This window comes from Duganella sp. 1411 (assembly GCF_017833525.1).
Classification (GTDB): Bacteria; Pseudomonadota; Gammaproteobacteria; order Burkholderiales; family Burkholderiaceae_D; genus Rugamonas.
In genome coordinates this window covers 543135-563218 of record NZ_JAFICD010000001.1, presented here as the reverse complement: position 1 = coordinate 563218, position 20084 = coordinate 543135, and the positions used below count along the sequence as shown (strand labels likewise).

At 72.5% G+C, this 20084-nt stretch carries 8 protein-coding genes; all 8 read right to left on the bottom strand.

Annotated elements, in window-relative coordinates; translation table 11 throughout:
* Positions 1-41 precede the first annotated feature (41 nt).
* From JOD97_RS02230 to JOD97_RS02195, 8 genes are read right to left on the bottom strand one after another with little or no spacing between them, the layout of a single operon-like run.
* Positions 42-4553 (bottom strand): DUF4157 domain-containing protein, encoded by a 4512-nt coding sequence (locus JOD97_RS02230; RefSeq protein ID WP_209712990.1) that lies wholly within the window; start codon positions 4551-4553, stop codon positions 42-44.
* Positions 4546-6711 carry an ATP-binding protein gene (locus JOD97_RS02225; protein ID WP_209712989.1) on the bottom strand — a complete coding sequence of 722 codons (2166 nt, stop codon included), beginning with the start codon at positions 6709-6711 and terminating at the stop codon, positions 4546-4548. The genes JOD97_RS02230 and JOD97_RS02225 overlap by 8 nt, the downstream gene beginning before the upstream one ends.
* On the bottom strand, positions 6708-8417 hold the full coding sequence (locus JOD97_RS02220; RefSeq protein ID WP_209712988.1) for a hypothetical protein: 1710 nt from the start codon (positions 8415-8417) through the stop codon (positions 6708-6710). The genes JOD97_RS02225 and JOD97_RS02220 overlap by 4 nt, the downstream gene beginning before the upstream one ends.
* 7 nt (positions 8418-8424) lie before the next feature.
* The gene (locus JOD97_RS02215; protein WP_209712987.1) at positions 8425-10662 is read right to left on the bottom strand and encodes a hypothetical protein; all 2238 of its coding nucleotides are present in this window, start codon (positions 10660-10662) and stop codon (positions 8425-8427) included.
* 10 nt (positions 10663-10672) lie between these two features.
* A complete protein-coding gene (locus tag JOD97_RS02210) occupies positions 10673-12589 on the bottom strand; it encodes a hypothetical protein (RefSeq protein ID WP_209712986.1) in 1917 nt (638 codons plus the stop codon).
* A gap of 21 nt (positions 12590-12610) precedes the next feature.
* Entirely contained in the window at positions 12611-15472 is a 2862-nt protein-coding gene (locus JOD97_RS02205; RefSeq protein WP_209712985.1) for a hypothetical protein, read from the bottom strand.
* Positions 15469-18045 carry a phage tail protein gene (locus JOD97_RS02200; protein ID WP_209712984.1) on the bottom strand — a complete coding sequence of 859 codons (2577 nt, stop codon included), beginning with the start codon at positions 18043-18045 and terminating at the stop codon, positions 15469-15471. The genes JOD97_RS02205 and JOD97_RS02200 overlap by 4 nt, the downstream gene beginning before the upstream one ends.
* Positions 18042-20084, bottom strand: a complete 2043-nt coding sequence (locus tag JOD97_RS02195; protein WP_209712983.1) for a putative baseplate assembly protein — start codon at positions 20082-20084, stop codon at positions 18042-18044. The genes JOD97_RS02200 and JOD97_RS02195 overlap by 4 nt, the downstream gene beginning before the upstream one ends.

Below are 20084 nucleotides of genomic sequence, written 5' to 3'. Positions count from 1 at the left end.
TGGTAGCGGAGGGTGGGGGACGGAACATGGGCGTCCACCTGCTAGCGCTTGAACCCACGGAAGCGGCTGCGCAGCCGCGCCGGTACATCGACCAGGTCGAAGTATTGCGCGACGCTCGGGTTTTCCGTGACGTTTGCCACGCCATGCGTGATCGTGGGGTTCGGCACGTCGTTACCAACGCTGATGACATACTCGAATAGAAAATCCTTCTTGCCACCACGCGCGACCTCGACGCGGTACCGAATTTCCTTCAACCGCAAGCCGCCGGGATGGGCGGAGGTCAGGGTCGAGACATGAAATGCCTCGCCGTTGAGCGCTTTGTCACGAAAACCGCGCAATAGTTCTTCCACCCCGTTGTTTTGAATGATCTGGTTCACCTCCGCCGGTGCGTAGAAAATGCCGAACGGACTCTCAAAGCCCGTACCCTGGCCAAGCGTGTGGGCTCTCTGCATCCCTGCGATCTCGGGCATGCCACTCTCCTTCGCGGCGAACATGTCCAGTTCCGTTCCTTTGCGCCCGGTCGACCTTCCCAACACGCTGTCGTGACGAATCAAGTCCCCTTCACGCCAAACGCGGTGCCCGCCGGGAAATTCATAGATAACGCCCTCCTTCAATGGCGCCAGGTTGCCGGCCCGGTCACGCGGAAGCGTCGCCATGTCCACCTGGATCGTCTTATAGCCGTGGGGGGGCGGGGTGCCTGTCCGGGCCCGCCCCCGAAACGGTTTCGCACCCGGGATACTGGTGCCGCACAGGCTGGGTTTTGAAAACCGGCACCAAGTACCGTCGTCACGCCGCCGCCAGGTATGGCGATTGCCAAGGTTCACTTCGTCGACATAGCCATCCACCGTGCTCGGCTGGGGCTCGCTGCGGCCGACGATCCCCAGCTCGGCCTCGCGCTGGGCGGCGCTCAACCCGTCCCCTTCCAGGGCGGCGGTCTGCGCCAGCAGCCGGGTTTGTTCCGGCGATTCGAGTTCGGCCCTGCCGTAAGGATGACCGAGGGAGCCCTCCAGGTCCGAGTACAAGCGCTTGCGCAGCAGGCCTGCCTGCTCGCCGGTGAGATGCCCTTCAAGCTCCGCAAACAGCCGGTCGAGTGTTTTGACGTCGCCGGCAGTGGCCGCCTGGCGAGCGCTGGCCAGGGTCTTGCCGACACCGGCCCGCTCAAGGGCCGCCTCCACGCGCAAGGCCGCCGCGCCTTCGAGCGCCAATTTTGCCCCGCGACCAAGAACCGGCAGCGCGCCGCCGATCACCGCGCCGCCCGCAAGGCCAACCAGGCCCGCCGCGAGGGCTGAGTGACCCACCGATACCAGGCCCGACCAGACGCCGCGGCGCCAGGTGCGGCTATCGGTCATGGCATTCGCGGCCTCGCTGACAAAGCCGGAGAAGGCGCCGTCGATCGCCGCCTCGACCGCCCCGGCCGCGACCCGGTGCAGCAGCTTGCCGCTGGCCTGCTCGGCCACCTGGCCGCCGATCTTGGCGGCATTGGTCAGGAAGGCCTTGCCGCCGAGCCCGACCAGTTCCGCGCCCTTGGCCCCGAGCGAGGCGCCGACGACGGCCAGCGCCGCGTCGATGCCGCCGAGCACCGCGTCGCGCGTACCGGCGGCGCCGACCGGGTTGTAATAGTCGGCCCCGAACATCTCGCGGCTGACCACGCGGGCGCCACCACCGGCCGCGGCGGCGGCGATCACGGCGGGCGCCGTGATGCCGCCGGTGCCTATCACGATCAGCGTGCCGGCGATGGTCGCGGCGACCATGCCGGCCACTTCGCCGGCAGTGTTGCTGGCCTCCGTGAACTCTTCCGAGCGGTGGTTGAATTGGTCATAGAAGGCGGCCAGCGTGCCAAGCTCTATCGTCGTCAGCTTGGGCGGTTTGCGCTCGCGCAGCTGCAGCCAGAGCGCGGCGAACTCGCGGCCGGCGGCCAGCATGGTCTCGTCGGTCTCGGTGAACAAGGCGCTGGCGCCGCGCCCCAGGGCGAGCCGCGCCTGTATCCGCTCGTACATCAGCGCGGCGGCGTTGTATTTGCCCTCGTCGGTCGCCATTTCCTGCTCGGTCGGTTCGCTCCCCAAGGCCGCGTCCAACACGGCTTCGATGCCGGCGGTATCGACGGCGCCGAGCGTGGTTTGCGATTTGCGCAGATTGGCGTCGAATTTCCGGAACGCGGCGAGCGCGTCCTTTGCTTTGTCGTCGGCCGGCTGGCGCCCGGTCCTGGACAGCAGGTAGCCCAGCCGTAACTGGGTCCGTTCGGTCTCGTCCATGTTCGACAAGGCCGCGCGCAAGGTCTCGACGTCGCCGGTGAAGCCGAGGATTTGTTCGGTCGGAATCCGCTTGCTCTTGAGGATCTCGAGCATGATGTCGCGCTGCTTTCCATGGACCCGGGCGAAGGTGTCGAAGGGGCTGCTGGAGGTGTCCTCGAAGCGCTTCCTCCAGTCGTCGCGCAAGGCGATCTGCAACACCAGCTGGAAGAACTCGCCCCAGCGCGCGCTGTTGAGCGCGAGCGTGAGGTCGGTCAGCTTCTCGACGAACGGATCGGCGCTGATGAACGACAGTACCCGGCGGCGCTGCGTGCCCACCATGCCGTTGATGACGCGCTTGACGTCGTCATCGTCGACCAGCCGCTGGCGCAGCTTGGCATTGGCCTCGGCCTGCTTCTGGTCGCGCTGGGGCGGCGTCAGCTTGACGGCGTCGTCGATCGGCGGCGCGCGCAACTCGAGGATCGCATTGCGCACCGCGTCTTCGTCGGCGCCGCCGACGCTGGCGGCCATCATGATGCGCTGCTTGGCGGCGGCGAAGGCGAACTCGGTGCGCTCTTGCGGATCGGCGAAGGCGGTGCCCAGTTTGTGTGCCATGGCGCCGAACGCGTCGGGCGAATCGGCCGCGTCGGCGAGGCGGCCCAGGAAGCTGGCCGGATCGAGCTTGCCTTTGCCGAACTTGACCAGCGCTTCCAGCTCGCCCAGTTCGGCCAACCTGGCCTTGGCCTTGTCCAGCTCCTCCGGCGGCAAGGTGGTCACGGCCAGGGTGGCGCGCAGGCCCTTCTGCTCCGCCAGCAAGGCGACGGCGCGATCGACCACGGCCTGGATCGCCTCTTTGTCGTCGATCCTGCTCTCGGTGGCCAGCCGCAACCGGGCGATCAGCGCCTGGGCCTCGGTCCCCGTGGACAGCGTGCCCAGCAGCTTGAAGCGGTCGTCCGACAACAAATGATACAAGTCCATGTTGTGTTTGTTGTAAAAGCCCTTGCGCTCGGACGGCGCCAGCGCCCAGATCGCGTCGAACACCAGATCCTCGTCGTCGGACACGACGCCGGGCGCGCGGGTCAGCAGATGCTCGGCGGCGGCGTATTTTTTCTCCGGGTCGATCAGCAGCCGGGCGTCGTATTCCTCCTTGACGTCCATGTGGGCATAAATCGCCTCCAGCCTGGCCGACTCGGCACTCGCGGCGCGGCGCTCATCCTCGGCGGCATTGCGGATGATGTCGAGTTGGGCCTGCTCGATCTCCCGATAGCCCTCGTCGTACATCTCCAGCTTGTCGATCAGCGGTAGCACGGGCAGGATCAGGCGCAATCCTTCCTCGGCGGTGGCGCCGGACTTCTTGCCCGCCGTGCCGCCCGGCAGCAGTGTCGCCAGCGTCGCCAGCCCCGGGCCGATGGCGGGCGCGGCCAGCGCCGCCGCGACCGGCAGCAGGCGCGCCGCCGTGCCGAGGGCATCGGCGCGGCTCCTGTGGCTCATCAGCCAGCGTTCGAGCTTCTGGCCGCTGATGCCTACCACCGCGCCACGCAGGGCGCACAGCTCGGGCACGCCCATGCCCCTCATGCTGGTGACGACGACGTCGACATCGCCGTCGCGCACAGCCTTGGTGACCGCGTCCGTGCCCGCGTTGGCCTGCGGCGGCCCGGACACGGTGCAGGTCGCGGCGCGCTGCAGCCGCTGCCCGGCATCGGCGCCGCCCGACTGCTGGACGGTGTGTGCCAGCTCATGGGCAAGAAGATGCTTGCCGCCGCCGGTCCGCGGGTCGAAACGGCCGCGACCGAAATAGATGTCGCCGCCGCGCGTGAACGCCTGCGCCGCCAGCGCGTCGGCCGCCGTGTGGGCCGGCGCGCCGGTGTGCAACCGGACCTGGCTCAAGTCGGTGTTGAAGAAGCTGCCGAAGTCGCGCTGGAGATGGGGCGACAGCGCCTCCCCATGGCTGGCGCCGATCGCGGCGCCGGCGCCGGCCAGGCGTGGCGCGGCGGCCCCGGCCCCGGCCCCGGCCTTGCGTGCGATAGGCGCGTCGTCTTTGCAGCCGCTGCACTGGCGCTGGATGGCGCCGCCGGCGCGCGCGCCGATGCTCGGTGCCGCCCGGCCGTTGACGAAGGCGTCGGCGGCGCGGTCGGCTTCCTGTTCGTCCGGATCGCCCGGCTGGCTCACGGTGAGCTTGGCCTGGATGCCGAGGGAACGCAGCGTTTCCTGGTTGCCGCCGGCCTCCCGCGGCGCCGGCGCCGCCAGCGGCTCGGCCGTCGTCGGTGGCGGCGGCGCATTCGCGCGGCGCGCAGCGCGTTCGCGGGCCTTGGGCAGCCTAGGCATGGCCGTCCAGCGCCCAGGTGTCGCCGGCGGCCGGACGCCCCATGTCCGGCTCGTGCATCAACATGCCGTAGTGCTCGCGGAACTCGGCCACCGTCGGCACCTTGCCGCGCTTGGCGTACTGGCGCGCGATGGCGCGCAGCGCGTGGCCGAGGCCGATGGCGGTCCGCTCGCGCGCCGCGTGGTAGGCCGCGTCGAGCACGATGTTGCGGATGTCGCCGCCGGTGAGGGGGAACTGGCGCGCCAGGAAGGCGAAGTCGAGGTCGGGCGCGGTCGGCGCCGTGGCCGGGAACATGCCGCGCCACAGCCGCTCGCGGCTGGCGCTGTCGGGGTGCGGGAACTCGACCACGAACTGCATGCGGCGCGAAAACGCTTCGTCGATGTTGCGCGCGAGGTTGGTGGCGACGATCACGATGCCCTCGTGCTCCTCCATCTTTTGCAGCAGGTAGGCGGTCTCGATGTTGGCGTAGCGGTCGTGGGCGTCCTTGACCTCGGCGCGCTTGCCGAGCAGGGCGTCGGCCTCGTCGAGGAACAGCACGGCGTTGGCGCGGCGCGCGGCGGCGAACGCGCGGTCGAGGTTTTTCTCGGTCTCGCCGATGTACTTCGAAATCACCGCCGCCAGCTCGATGCGCTGCAACTCCAGTTGCAGCGTTTTGGCGATGATGGCGGCGGCCATCGTCTTGCCGGTGCCCGAGGCGCCGGCGAACATCGCCTTGATGCCGCGCGCGCCGCCGATGCGGCCGGCGAAGCCCCATTCGTCGAGCACCCGGTAGCGCAGCTCGATGGCGCTGAGCAGGTCCGCCAGGCGCTGGCGCACATCGGGCGGCACCACCAGGTCGTCCCAGTCGAACGGCGTGCCGATGGCGCGGGTGGTGCCGCCGGCGCCGTCGAGCGAGGCGGCGCGCGCGGCGCCGAACAGCTGCGCCGCCGACGGCGGGCCGTCCCCGGCCAGCGTGGCGGCATGGCGCGCCGCGGCCACGGCCTGGCGGATGCGGCCCGGGCCGAGCGCGAAACGGTCGGCCAGCGCGTCGACCGGCGCGCCGTCGGCATCGCCCTCGAGCGCGGCGCGCCAGAGCCGGGCGCGGCCGCGCGTGTCGAGGTCGGCGAGGCGGATCTCCAGCGCCTGGGTGTCGGGCAGCAGCTCGCGCCAATGCACGCCGGCCGTCGCCGCCAGCAGCAGCGCCGGCGACCGGCCCACCAGCCGGCGCAGCGGCGCGGCGACCGTTTCCAGCGGGTGGCGTTCGAGATCGAACAGCGCGTCGAGCGGCGCGGCGGCGATGCCGATGCCGAGCACCCGCTGCATCAGCTCGGCCGCGTTGAAGGCGTCGGCCGGCGCGGCCGCGCCGGCCAGCGTGGCAAGGTCCAGCAACAGGGCCGGGCAGTGGGCGCGGGCGAACACGTCCTGCGCCGCCAGCGCGGCGTCGCCGGCGGTCGCGGCGACCAGCACCAGCGGCGGCAGGGCCACCCCCTGGTCGAGCGCGCGGGCGGCGTTCTCCAGCAGCGCCTGTGCCTCCGGGTCCAGGGCGTCGGCCGGCAGCACGGGCCCGGCGTGGCCGGCGCGGGCCACCCCCACCAGCCGCTCGTCGACGTAGGGCAGCCCCTGCAGCCAACCCGCCACGGCGGCGGCCAGGCGCAACGGGCGTTGCGCGCGCGGCAATTCGCGCTGGCCGGGCACGGCCTCGATGGCGCCGCTGGCGGCCAGCCGGGACTCGGGCGCCAGCAGGCCGCGCAGCGCCACCCGGTGCGCGCCGTCGCGCCCCAGCAGGCGGGCGGCCAGCTCGGCGCTCGGCCATTTGCGGCCGACATCGTTGTTCAGGTAGGCATACAGGGTCTCGTATTTCGGGTCCAGCTCCGGCGCCAGGCAGACCAGCACCAGGTCGCGCTCGTCGTCGTCCAGCGCCAGGGCCCGCGCCAAGTGCGACCATGGCGAGGGCGCGCCCGCCTGGCGCAGCGCGGCGATGTCGATTTCCGGCGCCGGCTCGGCATCGGCCGCCCGGCTGGCGCGCACCAGCTCGTCCACTTGGCGGTCGCTGATATACAGGCCGCGGAATTCATCCAGCGATAGTTCGTAACGCGCCCGCAGGAGTTCGATCTGGCGCAGGATCAGCGCGTCGAGCCGGGCCAGCTCCGGCTCGAAGGCGGCGAGAGCGTCGGCGATCATGGCGCAGGCTCCGGTTGCAAGGCCAGCGTGCGGCCGTCGGGCAGGACCACGCTGGCGCGCTTCAGCCCGGCCAAGGTCAGCAGCACGTCGAGCGGCGCGCGGCCGGGATGGACGGCGATATGACCGTCGCCGATGACGACGTCGGCGCCCTGGCTCAGGCACTGGCTGCGCAGATGGTCGGGGCTGGCTTCGTCGCAGCCGGGCAGGCGCGCGGCGAATTCGCGCAGCAGGTTCAGCGCGTTGAGCTGGAGCGCGCGTTCGAGCGGCGTGCCGCCGCCGCGCAACGGGTCGTGCGCCTGCCACCAGGCGGCCGTGGCGGCCAGCCCGGCGTCGGGCACGTCCGGGGCGACGCCGGGTCCTAATGGGCGCAGCGCGACGATCGTGCCGCGCGCCGCTTCGAGCTGCGCCAGGCGGCGCCGCGCGCCTTGGCCGAGCACCACGGCGGCGCCGCCCGCCGACGGCGCCGCCGGAAGGGCCAGCGCTTTAGTCAGCATCCGCTGGTGGCCCTGGGCCCAGGGCGCCGCGTGCGGCTCGTCGGCGATGCCAAGCGCGCGGCGCAGGACGCTGTCGGCTTCGATGGCGGCACAGGCCGGCCCGCCCAGCGCGCGGGCGACCACGGCCAGCGCCAGCCGGGCGGCGAGGGCAGGGGCGGTGCCGGGATTCGATACCTGCAGGCGCGAGCGCCAGCGCGCCCACCAGCCGAGGCGCGCCAATTGCACCAGCAGTAGCCAGGCGCCGCCATGCGGACAGTACCAGCGCTCGGCCGTGCCGCCGCTGCCCGCCGCCGCGCCGCGTGCCGGCGCCAACGCGCGCAGGCGCGCCTCCAGCTCCGCGCGGTCGGCATCCGCCCAGGCGGCCAGTGGCGCGTCCGCCAGTCCGGCCGTCCAACAGCAGGCGGCAAGCAGGTCGGGCGGCGCCGGATCCGCGTCGAGCAAGGCGTTCAGCTCGCCCGTACGCGCGGCCTGCCGCAGTCGGTCGAGCCACGCCAGCGCGTCCAGTCCAGCCGTGTTGGCATGGGCCGGCGCGCCGCGGCCCAGCGCCACCAGCCATGCCAGCCGTTGCGCCGCGCCGCCCGGGGCGCCGGACAGCGGCGCGTCGAACAGCCGCAACAGCGTGGCCGGCGCCGGCGCGGCGCCATCGGACGGGCCGGCCAGCAGGTGGGCCAGCAGGCGCGCGGCGTCGGCGCCGCTCAGGTTTTGCAGCACCCGGCGCAGCGCGTCATCGGTCAGCCTGGCCAGCGCCGCGCGGCCAGCGTCGGCCTCGTCGATCAGCAGCGTGCGCAGCGCGCCGGAGACGGGCAACGGCTTGAGGCCGTCGAATTCGTCGAAGCACCATTGGCGCCAGGCGCCGCCGTCGACGAGGGCGATCAGGAAGGCCGCCAGGTATTCGGCGCGGTCGCGGAAGGCCAGCGCGCGCTCCGGCCGCGCCGCGCTGGCGGTCAGCGCGGCGACCAGGGTCTTGGCCAGCGCGTCGGCCAACCGGGCGTCGCTCCAGGCGGCGTTCAGCGGGCAGTCGAACACCAGCCGCTCGATAAACAGGTAGGCCGGCTCGCCGGCGTCCGGCGCGCGGCGGGCGACGGCCTGCGGCATTTGCGCGCGAACCACCTCGCACACCCGCGCCAGCAGCGCGCCGGCGCGCTCGGGCACCGCGCTGGCGACCAGCGCGAAGTGCAGGCGGTCGATGGTGACGCTGTCGATGGCCCCCATGGCCGCCTCAGGTCGCGCCGAAGGCGATGAAGCTGAACGCGGTGTCCTGGACGTCGGGATCGTCGTTGCCGGTGATGTCGCGCGTGTGCACCTGGAAGCTGACCGCGTTGACGGCGCGCAGCGTCAGCACGTTGTCGTCGTTGATTGAGTCGATCGGGGTGGCGACCACGATCGGCGGGGCGGTGAACGGCGGCGCGAAGATGACGAGATAGTCGCCGGTCGCGGTCCGGCTGGCGACAAAGCCGCTGCCGATGCCGACCCCGTTGGCGCCGACCTGGCCGATCACCGCGCGCAGCGGCAGGTTGGCGCCGACCGCGAACAGGTTGGCCATCGCGCCGAACAGGATGTTGCCCTGGACTTCGAGCTTCTGGCCGACCGGCACGCGGCCGACGCCGACATTGCCGTCGCCCGCCAGCGCGTTCATGACGATATGGCGGTCCGGCGGGCCGCCGGGGTGGGTGCTGCGCAGGTGCAGGTCGCAGGTCTCGGTCTGCAGGTCCACCGCGCTGCCGTCGGTGCGCATGTCCAGCACGCGCGCGCCGGGGATTCCGGTGACGTTTTGCAGCCGCAGCCTGGCGCCGTGGATGTGTACCTTGGTTTGCGGATCGACGGTGCCGATGCCGACGTTGCCGCCCGCCTGCAGGAACAGCCGTCCCTCCTGCGCGCCGGTCTCGCCGAAGTTGAGGTGCTTACCGCCGCCGCCCGCGCGCAGGTTCAGATGCCATTTGGTGGCGCCGCCGATGTCCTCCAGGCTGACCAGGTCCTCGACGCCCGGCGCGCCTTGCTGCGCGCGCACCGCGAACGGACTGAGCGGGGCGGTGGCGCCGATGCCGACGCGCCGCTCCGGTGTCGCGTACAGCACGCCCTCCCACGGCTGGTTGCCGAAGCGGTGGGCCAGTTTGAGCGCGCCCGGCGGCTGGCTGCCCAGTTGCATGATCCATTTGTGGGCGCCGACGTCGGCGCCGCCCTCGAAGCGGAGGGTGGGCTGGTTGCCCGCCAGGCGCACGGCGCCGTCGTCCTGGCCGTCCCAGTCGCCCTTGACTTCGAGCGCGGCGTGCGGGGTGTCGGTGTTGACGCCCACGCGCCCCTCGTTGTCGTTGCCGTCCACGCCGCTCTGCACCACCAGCCGCGGCGCGATGCCGGTGACGCCGGCGACGCTCTGCTGCGGGCCCACATACAGCTTGTTGTTCTTCTGCGTGCTGTCGCCGATGGCGACCCGCAACTGGCGCTTGCCGTCGTCGTTGGGATTGTCGTCGCCGGCGCGGGCGAGGTACAGCGGCGTGCCGCGCGCCTCGCCGTCGGCGTCGCGCAGGTGCAGCTTGCCGCCATTGATCTTGGCGTCGCCGCCCACCCGCAGATTGCCTTCGACCCAGACCAGGTCCGCGCGGTAGGACAGCGCCTTGTCCGGATCGCCGAGCAGGCGCGCGTAGCGGTGCAGGGCGGCGGGGTCTTCGAAGCGGTCGTGCAGCACGATGGCGCCGTCGGCCGCCTCGATGCGCTCGGCCACCGCGCCGATATGCCGGCGGAAGGCGCGGATGCGGCCGTCGGCGTGCTGGTCCGCCTTGAGCGCGCGCTTGGCGAAGTAGCCGAGCGCGTCCTGGCGGGCGATCCAGCGCACGTAGCCGATCGGCAGCAGCCAGCGCGGCGGCTTGCCCGAGCCGGGAAAGGTTTGGTGCGGCACGGCGCCGTCCCACAGCGTGCCGGCGGCCGCGTCAAAGCTGCTCAGCGCCTGCTGCGCCGGCATGCTTTGGGTGCCGATGGCGACCGGCGCTTGCTGGTCGCCCGCCGCCTGCTTGCCGATGACGAAGCGGAACGCGGCGCCGATGCGGGCGTTCTGGTCGTCGCCGGCGCAGGTTTCGAAGCCGGGCGGCGCGTTGTTGCCGGGCACTTCGTCGTAGGCGAGCCAGACCGGCACCAGCCGGCCGCCGCCGCCGGGGGCGTCGAGCGTGGCGTGGAACGGTATCTCGGCGAACAGCGATTCGGCCAGCCGGGCCGGCCGCGTCACGGCCAGCGGCCGGCCGAAACCGTCCCAGCCGAAACCGGGCTGCAGCACCACCTCGACCCGGTCCGGCGCCCCCGGCGCGTCGCGCTCGGTGAGCCCGAGCCCGAGCGCGATGCCCCAGGTGTGCGGGCCCAGCGCCTGGCGGGCGTCGCCGGTGCGCAGGTAGTCGATGATCGCCGTGAGGTCGTCGGCCGACAGGAACTGGCCCTCGAAGAAACGCGGCCGTTGGTCTTGCATGTCCATGGACGTTCTCCTATTTCCGCTTCCTGGCCGGCGCCGCGGGCGGGTTGTCGCCTTGCGTGCGCCGGATCAGCTCCTCGATCTGCTTTTGCTGCGCGGCGATTTGCTGTTGCTGGGCCGCGGCGGTGCGGTTCAGCGCCTCCACCTTCCGGTCCAGCTCGGTGACGCCGGAGCGGTCGCCGCCGCCCGCCAGCGGCGCCAGCGCCGAGGCGTCGGCCATGCGCGCCACCAGCGCCGCCCAGGCCGGGTGGGTGCCGGAGGCCGCCCCCTGCGCGCGCAGCGTGTCGAAGTCGCGCAGCATGAAGGCGAGCATGTCCGGCGCGGCCAGCGCCGCCTGCAGCGGGTCGCCCTGCGGCTCGCCGGCGGCGGCGGCCGGCGCGCCCGCCGCCCGCATCGCGGAATCGAAACCGGGCGCGGCCGTCTGGGCGCCGCCCTTCAAGCCGAGGAAGGCGGCGCCGAACATCAGCATCAGCATGTTGTAAGTGCCCCGGTCGCGCTCGTCGCCGCAGCACAGTTTGGCGATCCACTGGCGCAGCAAGCCCCACGGCAGCCAGGAGAACCAGTACATCACCGTGCGCCAGGTGATCAGCAGCTTGCGCGCCTCCCAGTTGCAGATCTCGCCGACGCGGCAGGTGGTGCCGCCGACGGTGACCACCGCCAGCGGCACGCAGTTGTCGGGCGCGGGCTGGGGGCAGGCGGGCAGCAGCGCCGAGCAAAAGCACTCGGAGACGATGTCGAGCCAGCTCAGTTCCAGCGCGTGCACGCGCTGGCCAAGCTCGGCCTGCTGCGCCTGCGTGAGCTCGCCGACATCGCCGAGGCCACGCACCCAGGCCTTGGCGTCCTCGTACTGGGTCGACACACGGCCGACGAAGGCGCAGCGGTGCAGCGCGAAATCGGCCGCGAATTCGCGCAGGGCGCCGGCGTAGTCGGTATAAACGCCGAGCGCGGCGACATTGTCGAGCCGCTTGCCTTCGCGGATCTCGCCGCGCAGTTGCATGGCGCGCGTGAGGCAGCACAGCACGCGCTCGAGCAGCGGGCCGAAGCGCGCCCGATTGGCGTACATCCAGGCCCACAGCAGGTTGGCGCTGCTGCTGTTGCCGGCCGGATCTTCGCGCTGGCCGATGTCGGGCATGGCCAGCGGCTTGGGCGCCGGGTAGGCCACGAAGCGGTAGCCCTCGCAGATCTGGGTCGGTTCGCACTGCGGGTTGCCGGGCTTGGTCCGGCCGGAAGTGGCCTTGGCGGCGGCGCCGCAGCCGCAGGTGCCGGCCTGGGCCGAGCCGCCGCAAGCGCAGGAGCCGCCGCCGTTCGCGCCGCCGTTCGCGCCGCAGCCGCAACCACCCGATCCGCCGCAGCCGCAGCGCGGTCCGCACGCGGTGTCGCCCATGCCGAGCTGGGCGGTGATGCCGCGCACCGGCCGCTCGTCATAGCAGATCGCCAGCACCCAGCGCCGCGCGCGCCCCGAGCAGTCCTCGGGCGGCACGTCGTACGGCGTGTCGCACAGCGGCTCGCGCACCGGCGCGCACTGGCTGATCAGCTTGCAGATGTCGACCGACTGGTCGGCGCAGACGACGATGTCGTCGCCGCAGGGCGCCAGCGCGTAGCCGCCGCGCACCAGCACGTGGCCGGCGTTGCACGGGTCGCACACCACCTCCAGCCCGCAGGCCACGCCCCAGCCGTGCAGGTAGCGGTTGTGCAGGCGGTTCTTGTCGACCACGTATTGTTCGAGCCGGTTCAGGTCGACGTCGGTCAACAACTGGCCGGGGAAAAAGCGCGGCCGGCATAGGCACTTGAGGCCGCCGCAGGCGGGGCAGCGCGGGGTGCAGTCGTCGGCGCACGGGTCGGTGCGTTGGCGCGGTTTGGCCTTGGCCTGGGTCCACGGATTGTCCGCTTCGCGCCGGGTGTAGGCGTCGTAACTGATGTCATGCGGCATTTGGGTTCTCCCTCGATGCGGTCAGATGATGAGCAGGCGGTCGGTCAGCAGCGTCAGCTCGCGCTCGTCGAGCTTGAGCCGCTGCCGCAGGTCCTCGACGCCGGCGAACGGCGCGCGCGCCCGTTCGGCGAGCAAACGCTTGGCCAGCGCGGCCTGGATGCCGGGCACGGCGCCGAGCTGTTCGGCGCTGACCAGGTTGGCGCTGGGCGGCATGGCGGCGCCGGCGGCCATGAAGCCCTGGGCCATCGGCGCGCCGCCGAACGCCCGCAGGCCGTGGGTGAGGTCGGCCTCGCCCAGGCGGTCCGACGCGCCGACCGTGATCCAGCTCTCGAAGGTGCCGCCCTGGGTCAGGTTGCCGGACGGGTTGAGGCCGCCGAGGATGGGCCCGCCGCGCGCCTCGTTCAGGCCGACGCGGCCGCCGATGTTGTCGCCATCGACCACGCCGGTTTGCAGGATGCGGCCGGCGGCATCGGTGACGCCGACGAACGCGCTCTTGAACTCGATACAGAGCTGCGGCTGCTCGACCTGCTGCTCCTCCGGCAACTGATGGGTCTGGTTGGCCACGCGCGCCAGCAGGCCGGCCAGCAGCAGGTACATATAGCCGTAGCCGCGCTTGTTGTTATCGAGCACGAAGAACTCCCGGCGCAGGATGAAGCTGACCGCGCAGGCGGCCTGCTCGTTGGTGTGCGGCGTGGTGAGCGGGCCGGGCACCTCGGCGATGTCGCCGTAGAGCTTGAAATCGAGCGGCCAGTAGAAGCCGGGCGACAGCCACGGGCGCTGGTTGTTCTGCGGCGCCGGCGCGCCGATCGGCAAGGCCAGCGGCGCTTCGACGCGCAGGTTGAATATCTGGCGCCACCAGCGCGGATTGGTCGTCACCGCCCGGTTGAAGTACAGGGTGAACAGCGGCACCCCGCCGCGCGGGTCTGCGCCCTGGGCGATGCGCCTGCGGGCGTCGTCCAGGTCCTTGATGCCGGTGTACAGGGTGTCGAGGGCTTGCAGGCTGACCATGCCACCGTGCACCCAGCCGATGTCGATGATCTTGGGCAGGTTGGCGTCCAGCCCGAGGCCGTCCACGCCGTCGCGCCCGGGGCGGCCGTCGGTGCCGTTGGTGCCATTGGTGCCGTTGGTGCCGTCGCGTCCCGGCGCGTTCTTGAGTTGCAGGCATTCCAGCCACGCCTGCAAGGTGGCGGTGCTGGCCAGCACGCGCCGGCCGCGGCGGTTGTCGATGCGCGTGATCTGCTTGGCGCGATCGTCGTCCTGCGCAGGCAGATCCAGCATCTGCATCGGCGGCAGGTAGTTGGCCAGCGTCGCCAGCACCACGCAGTCCGGCGTGTCGCAGCCGCCGCAGTCGTCGATTTGCCGGCACAGCAGGCTGGCGCAGTCGCCCTGCGCCAGCTGGGCCGGATCGAGCAGGCTGGCCTGGCCGTCGGCCTGGACCAGCACGATGCGGCGCGGGCCGCTGCCGGCGCGGCGCGGCGCGCTGACCAGCGGGGGCAGGGTCGCCAGCGCCGCCGATTGCACATGGGCGTGTCCCGCTTCCTCCTCGTAGACGGTGAGCCAGGGCGCGGCGCCGCTGCTGGCATGCAGGAACACCGGGGGATGCGCCAGGTCGAGCGTCGCCGCCAGCGTGGCGGCGCCGCGGTCGACCAGGTAGACCCGGTGTTCGTCGCCGCTCGCCACCGCCAGCATGGCGTCGGCGCCGCGCACGAACGGCGCCAGCGCGTTCGGCTTGGCGCTGGCGGGCAGGCCGGCGAGTGGGGCGACGGTGCCGGCGGCGCAATCGATGACCTGCACCACGCCGCCGGCGCCGATGGCAAAGGCGAAGGCGCCGTCCCCGGTCGCGCTGAACGACTGGCCGCCAACGGCAACGGCGATGGGCGCGGCGCCCGCCGCGTCCTGGATGCCGGCGGTGGCGTCCTCGGCCCACAGGTAGAGCCGGCCGGCGCCGCGGTCGAGCACCAGCAGCCGGCGCGCGGCGGCGCTGCTGGCGGCGGCGGCGAAGGTGCTGTTGGCGGTCGTGCCCGGCAGCGTGCGCACCGTGCCGGCCACCAGTGGCGCCACCTCGGCGCCGTCGGCGGTCAGGTAGACGTGCACTTCGCACAAGGTGCCGGGCGCGACCGGGTCGGTGACGACGAAGAAGCGCACGCCGTCCGGCGCCATCGCCAGCGCGCGCGCCGGCGCCGGCAGGTCCAGGCCGAGCAGGCTGCGGTGGGCCGGGTCGAGCACCCAGGCCTGGCGGGCGTTGCCGGGATCGATCAGCGCCACCTTGCCGGCGGCGCTCGCGCGCATCGGGCCCGTGACCCCGTGCAGGTCGCTCAGGACGAAGGCGCCGAGCGTGGCGCCGGCGCCGAAGTCGAACGACAGCGGCGGGTCGACCAGCACGTCGTAGCTGAACGATTCGAGGATGCGGTTGGGCGCGCACTGGGTGTCGTCGCAGCCGCACTCGTCATAGAGCACCGGCACTTCCTCGGTGGGGCATTCGCGGTAGCACAGCGCCACCTGCAGCGCGTGCAGCAGGCCGTCGGCGGTCTTTTGCTTGACCAGCGGGTGCTGGCCGACGTCGAGGATCTCCTGGCGCGTGACCAGGATTTCGTGGCCGCAGCAATCGAGCGCGCTGCCCGGGTCGACCAGCACGTAGCGGCTGCGGCAGTCCGGCGACGGGTGCTGGCGCACGCGCAGCCCGCACACCACGCCCCAGCCGTGCAGCCGCAGGTTGTGGTGGCGCATCTTCTCGGCCTGATAGCGCGACTCGGTGATGAATTCGCCGGCGCCCATCATCTTGCCGGTGAAGAAGTGGTTGCGGACGAAGGGATCGAACTCGCACTCGGTGCAGGTTTGATGGTCCGGATGATCCTGCTGGCAACCCATGGTGTGTCCTTTCACAGAAAACTGCTCTCGGCTGAGTGGCGGCCACTCAGTACCGTGCCTTGCCTCAACACCGCCTGGTCCAGCCGCACGCCGGCCGGCGTCCTGGCGATCACGCTGTCGAGCCCGATCATCGCCTGCACGCCGACGCGAAAGCGCGGCTCGACATAACGGATGTCGGCCTGGGTATGCGCCGGCGTTTCCTGCGCCAGCAATTGTTCGAGCGCGCGCCGTTCGGTCGGCACGGCGCGGATGCGGGCCGGCACGAACACGCTGAATTTGTGGGCCTGCACGTGGAACGGGTCGCGCAGCGGGTCGGGCACGCGGTTGAGCGTGGTGACGCCGACCTGGGCGTTGCCGCTGGGCGGCCGGCCCGCGCCGGACAGCTCGGAGCGGCCGACGATGCCCTTGCCCCACAACACCGAGTCGCTGCCCAGGCGGCCCTGGCCGGCATACAGCCAGCGCCGCAGCTTGAAATGCTCGAGGATCAGCGGCGGCGGGCAGGCCGGCAGGCAGGGCGGGCAGGGCGCGCAGTTGCGCGGTTCCGGCAGGCAACGCCGGCGCGGCCGCTCGTCCAGGCAGTGTTCGGCGTAGGCGCGGTCAAAGCCCAGCAGCAGCAACAGCTGGCGCCGCAGGCCGTCGGCGCTGCCGCGCTGGCAATACAGGCGGGCCACCTGCTTCAGGTAGTGGCGGCGGCGCGCCAGCGGCCAGTCGCGCGACAGCGTGACGCCGATCCAGCCGGCCAGCCAGTCGAGGAAATCGGTGCCGCCCGGCACGGCCTCGGCCGGCGCCGAGAGCGGGTCGAACAGCATCGCCTGGCGGTCGAGCCGGCCTTCGATCGAGCGCAGCGTGGCGTCGAAGATGGCGCTGAAGCGGTCGGTGAAATCGGCGCCGACCGGGTCGAAGCCGAACACCCCGGGCAGGTAGCGGCGCAGGCTGATGCGCGGGTATTCGACCAGCGCGGCGGCTACGCACGGCGTGGCGCGGCCGTCGCCGCGCAGGCCCAGCTGCAGCCACAGGAAGCGCCCGGGCGGGCTCATGATCAGGCAATCCCAGCCGCAGTCGGCGGGGGTGGCGCCGTCGCGCGGCGTCATGCCAGTGGCCACCAGCCGGGTGCACCAGGCATGGTCGGGCAGCGAATCGACCTCGTCCGGCGTCAGCTCGATGGCGGCGCTGGCCGTGCGCACCTCGATGCCGCAGCCGGGCGGGATCGCGCCGCGCAGCTCGACGCGGTGCCACTGGCAGCCGTCGATTCCGGCGTCGAGCGCGGCCGAGACATAGCGGCCGGTCCGCTCGTAGCGCTCGCCGCCCAGGCGCTGCTCGGGCGGCACCGGACGGCCGTGCGGATCGAACACGGCCGGACCGTCCGCGCAATGCAGGTGCAGATGGCCGCGCAGGTCGGCCTGTAGCGGGTTGGGCGGGAAGCCCTCGACCAGGTCGGCGCGCGCCCAGGGCAACGGTTCGACGGCCTGGCCGTCGATGCGCACCACGCGCGCGCCGTGGGCCAGCAAGTCGAACGGCGGTGTCGGCGCATGGCCGGCCTCGGGCGCCAGCCGCAGCCGCAGATAGCGCCCGCCGACGCCGGCCAGCGGCAGCGCGTCCGCCAGGCGCGCCAGGTCGGCGGCCGCCAGCCAGGCCGACCAGCGCGGGTTGGCCGGGTCATCCAGCTCGGCCGGGCTCCAGGGGGCGTCGCCGGCGTCGATGGCGATCGTGAAGCGGGCCCCGGCCGGCAGACTTGGCAGGCGCAGGCTCTGCCAGTGGAAGCCGGCGCTCAGGCCGTCGAGCTGCAGCGCCAGCGGCCCGGCGCCGACGCTGGCCTGGACCGGTAGGTCGGCCTCGATCACCACATGCGGCCGGTCGCGGCAATCGAGCGCGAGGTGGGTGGCGCCGACGCCGACGGCGACCCAGCCCAGCCACTTGCCATGCGGATTGAACGAATCGACCCGGCCGTTGTCGGGGTCGGACACCCACAGCGTGCCGCGAGCGTCGACGGCCAGGCCGGTGGGATGCCAGACGGGCACGGCCAGCGTCGCCCGCGCCGCCGGCGGCAGGCGCACGGCGTCGCGCGGCACCAGCCCGTCGAGCGCGTAGCGCACCACGCGGCCGTGGCCGCGGTCGGCGACATACAGATCGCCGCGCCAGGCCGCGATCGCGCGCGGGTCGCGCAGCCGGTTCAGCGGCGGCTGGGCGGCGCCGGCCAGGCCGGTCCGGTCGAGGCAGCCCGCCGCGTCGGCGCCGGCCACGCTGGTGAAGCAGGGCAGTCGCTGGAAGCGGCAGGCGCAGGGGTCGAAGCGCAGCAGCGCGCCGCTGGCCGCATCCAGCAGCAGCAACTCGCCGGCCGCCGTGCGCGCCACGTTGGGCGGGCTGCGCAGGCCGCCGAAGCCGCCGTTCGGCTCGCTCAGCCAGCGGGCGGCGGCCGGTGCCGGGCCCAGCACCAGGGCGCGCGTCGGCAGGTCGATCTCGACCCGCTCCAGGCGGCGCACGCGCCAGCCGATGTCCGGCCGGGCGCCGATGCGGCCCGACAGCAGCAGCGAGTAGGGGTCGTGCGGCGGGGCCGGCGGCGGCGCCGGGCGCGAGGCGGACAGGCTCATGGCGTCTCCTCGAATTGGCGCGCGGTGAGCACCTCGACCTGGTGGCCGGCCGAGTACACCAGCGCATGGGCGGCCAGCGGTTCGATCGGCACGTCGCGGCATTCCGGCTGGCGGTCGCCGTCGACCACCAGCACCAGTTGCGGCACGCTGTCGACGCCGTCGACGCCGAACACGCGCTGCACGATCTTGGAATAGCGCAACGGGCCGCCGAAGGGCCAGCCGAGGCCGTCGTCGCCGCCGGTCAAGGGGTGCAGATAGCTCGACAGCGCCCGCTCGACCTCCTGTTTGACCTGCGCCGGGTCGGCGTTGTCCTTGACCACCACCTGCGCGTCGATCTCGACCAGCACGTAGCGCGGCGCCACCACGAACAGCTCGGTGGTCAGCAGGCGCCGCGCGTCCAGGTAGGCGCACACGGTGCGCAGCAGGCCGTCGCCGGGCAGCGGATTCGGGCTGTCCGAATCGGGCACGACGATGACGGTGACGGCGCCCGGCACCGTCACGCCGGGAAAGTTCGGGTTGGCCAGCGGCAGCGCCTTGGCGCGCTTGACGTTGCCGGCCTGCTGCGCCAGCAGCTCGAAATCGTCGACGCTGACGGCGCGCTCGCGGGCCCGCAGCATCTTGCGCGCGCGCACCTGGGCTTCCTCCAGGCGCTCCTCGTCGCGCCCGCCGCTGGCCTCGAACAGGTTGCTGGTCTTGCCGCCATCGATGCCGTCGACCGCGCCGAGCAGGTTGCGGATCGCGCCCGGCCCCACGTTGCCGCGCTTGCCGCCGCCATAGCGGTATTCGAGCGCGACGACGTTGGTGTCCGGATTGTTGGCGTTGGCCACCGGCACCTGGCCGTGCTCGCCGTCGCCGGCGCGCACCTCGCCGCTGGTCCAGTTGACCGCCAGCTGCTCGTCGGCGGGCCCGGCGCCGAACAGGTCTTCGACGATGGTCCAGTTGCGCGGGGTGGCGGCGGTGCCCTCGTCGATCGCGATCACCAGGCTGCCTTGCAGGATGGGCGTGTTCTCGACCTGGAACACCTGGTTGCGCGCGCCCGAGGTGCCGCCGAGGATCTCGCGCTGCACGGTCTGGGCCTGGATCGCCGGCACCGTGTTGGTGCGCACGGCCGCCAGCAGGGGCGCGCGCTCGTACTGGGTGCGCACCAGCCGCGCGCGCAGCCAGAACAGCGGGTCGCGCGGCTGCCGGGTGACCGGGTCGATGGCGTCGTATTCGCCCAGGTAGGCGCGCTGCAGGCCCAGGCCGGCGCCGATGCGCAGCACGATGTGGCCGCCGCGGGTGAACGCCAGCGTCTCGTCGTTGAGGGCGTCGACGCGCTGCCAGTCGCTGCCGTCCCACCCCTCCCACTGCAGCTTGGCGCTGGCGTAGGCGCGGGTGGCGGGCGCGCATTGCTGGATGCGGCCCTGGCTCGGCTGGTCGCGGGTCCAGAAGGCCAGGTCCAGGTTCAGCGCCGGGAACCGCGCCGGCGTCGGATACGTCGCCGGGAAGCCGAAGCCGAGCACCAGCGCGCCGTCGTCGCGCGGCGCCTCGCCGAAGGGGAAGAAGCCGGCGGCGCCCTGCGGCGCGGCGTTGGCGGCGCTGACGTCGCGGTAGACCGCCGCGTCGTAGCTCTGCACGCAGCGCAGCTCGCAGGCCACCGCCGTGAGCGCGCGCTCGGTCTCGAACACCAGCGGCGGGCCGTCGTCGGCGGCGGCGCCGACCTGGGTCCGGGGCGGCACGATGACGCTCGCGCCCGCGAAGGCCGGGTCCAGCGCGAAGCTGACGTCGGCCCGCGCCGGCTGCGCCGGCGTCAGCTCGACGCCGATCAGCTCGAGGAATTTCACGTAGTTGAGCTCGGGCACCCGCGCCATGCGGAACAGCATCATCTCGGACAGCCAGGCGAAGGTCTGCGCCAGGATCACGCCGGGGTCGCTGTCGTTGAGATCGTTCCACTCGGGCTTCCACTCCGGCGTGTAGCGGGCGATGCGGGTGCGGATCTCGGCCACGATGTCGCCGTAGCGGCGGTCGTCGATGACGGGCAGGGCGTCTTTGAGCGGCAT

Excerpts from the sequence above, each read along its gene's own strand:
- JOD97_RS02220 (WP_209712988.1), bottom strand. The coding sequence starts at position 8,417 with ATGGGGGCCATCGACAGCGTCACCATCGACCGCCTGCACTTCGCGCTG.
- JOD97_RS02210 (WP_209712986.1), bottom strand. The coding sequence starts at position 12,589 with ATGCCGCATGACATCAGTTACGACGCCTACACCCGGCGCGAAGCGGAC.
- JOD97_RS02200 (WP_209712984.1), bottom strand. The coding sequence starts at position 18,045 with ATGAGCCTGTCCGCCTCGCGCCCGGCGCCGCCGCCGGCCCCGCCGCAC.
- JOD97_RS02225 (WP_209712989.1), bottom strand. The coding sequence starts at position 6,711 with ATGATCGCCGACGCTCTCGCCGCCTTCGAGCCGGAGCTGGCCCGGCTC.
- JOD97_RS02230 (WP_209712990.1), bottom strand. The coding sequence starts at position 4,553 with ATGCCTAGGCTGCCCAAGGCCCGCGAACGCGCTGCGCGCCGCGCGAAT.
- JOD97_RS02215 (WP_209712987.1), bottom strand. The coding sequence starts at position 10,662 with ATGGACATGCAAGACCAACGGCCGCGTTTCTTCGAGGGCCAGTTCCTG.
- JOD97_RS02195 (WP_209712983.1), bottom strand. The coding sequence starts at position 20,084 with ATGCCGCTCAAAGACGCCCTGCCCGTCATCGACGACCGCCGCTACGGC.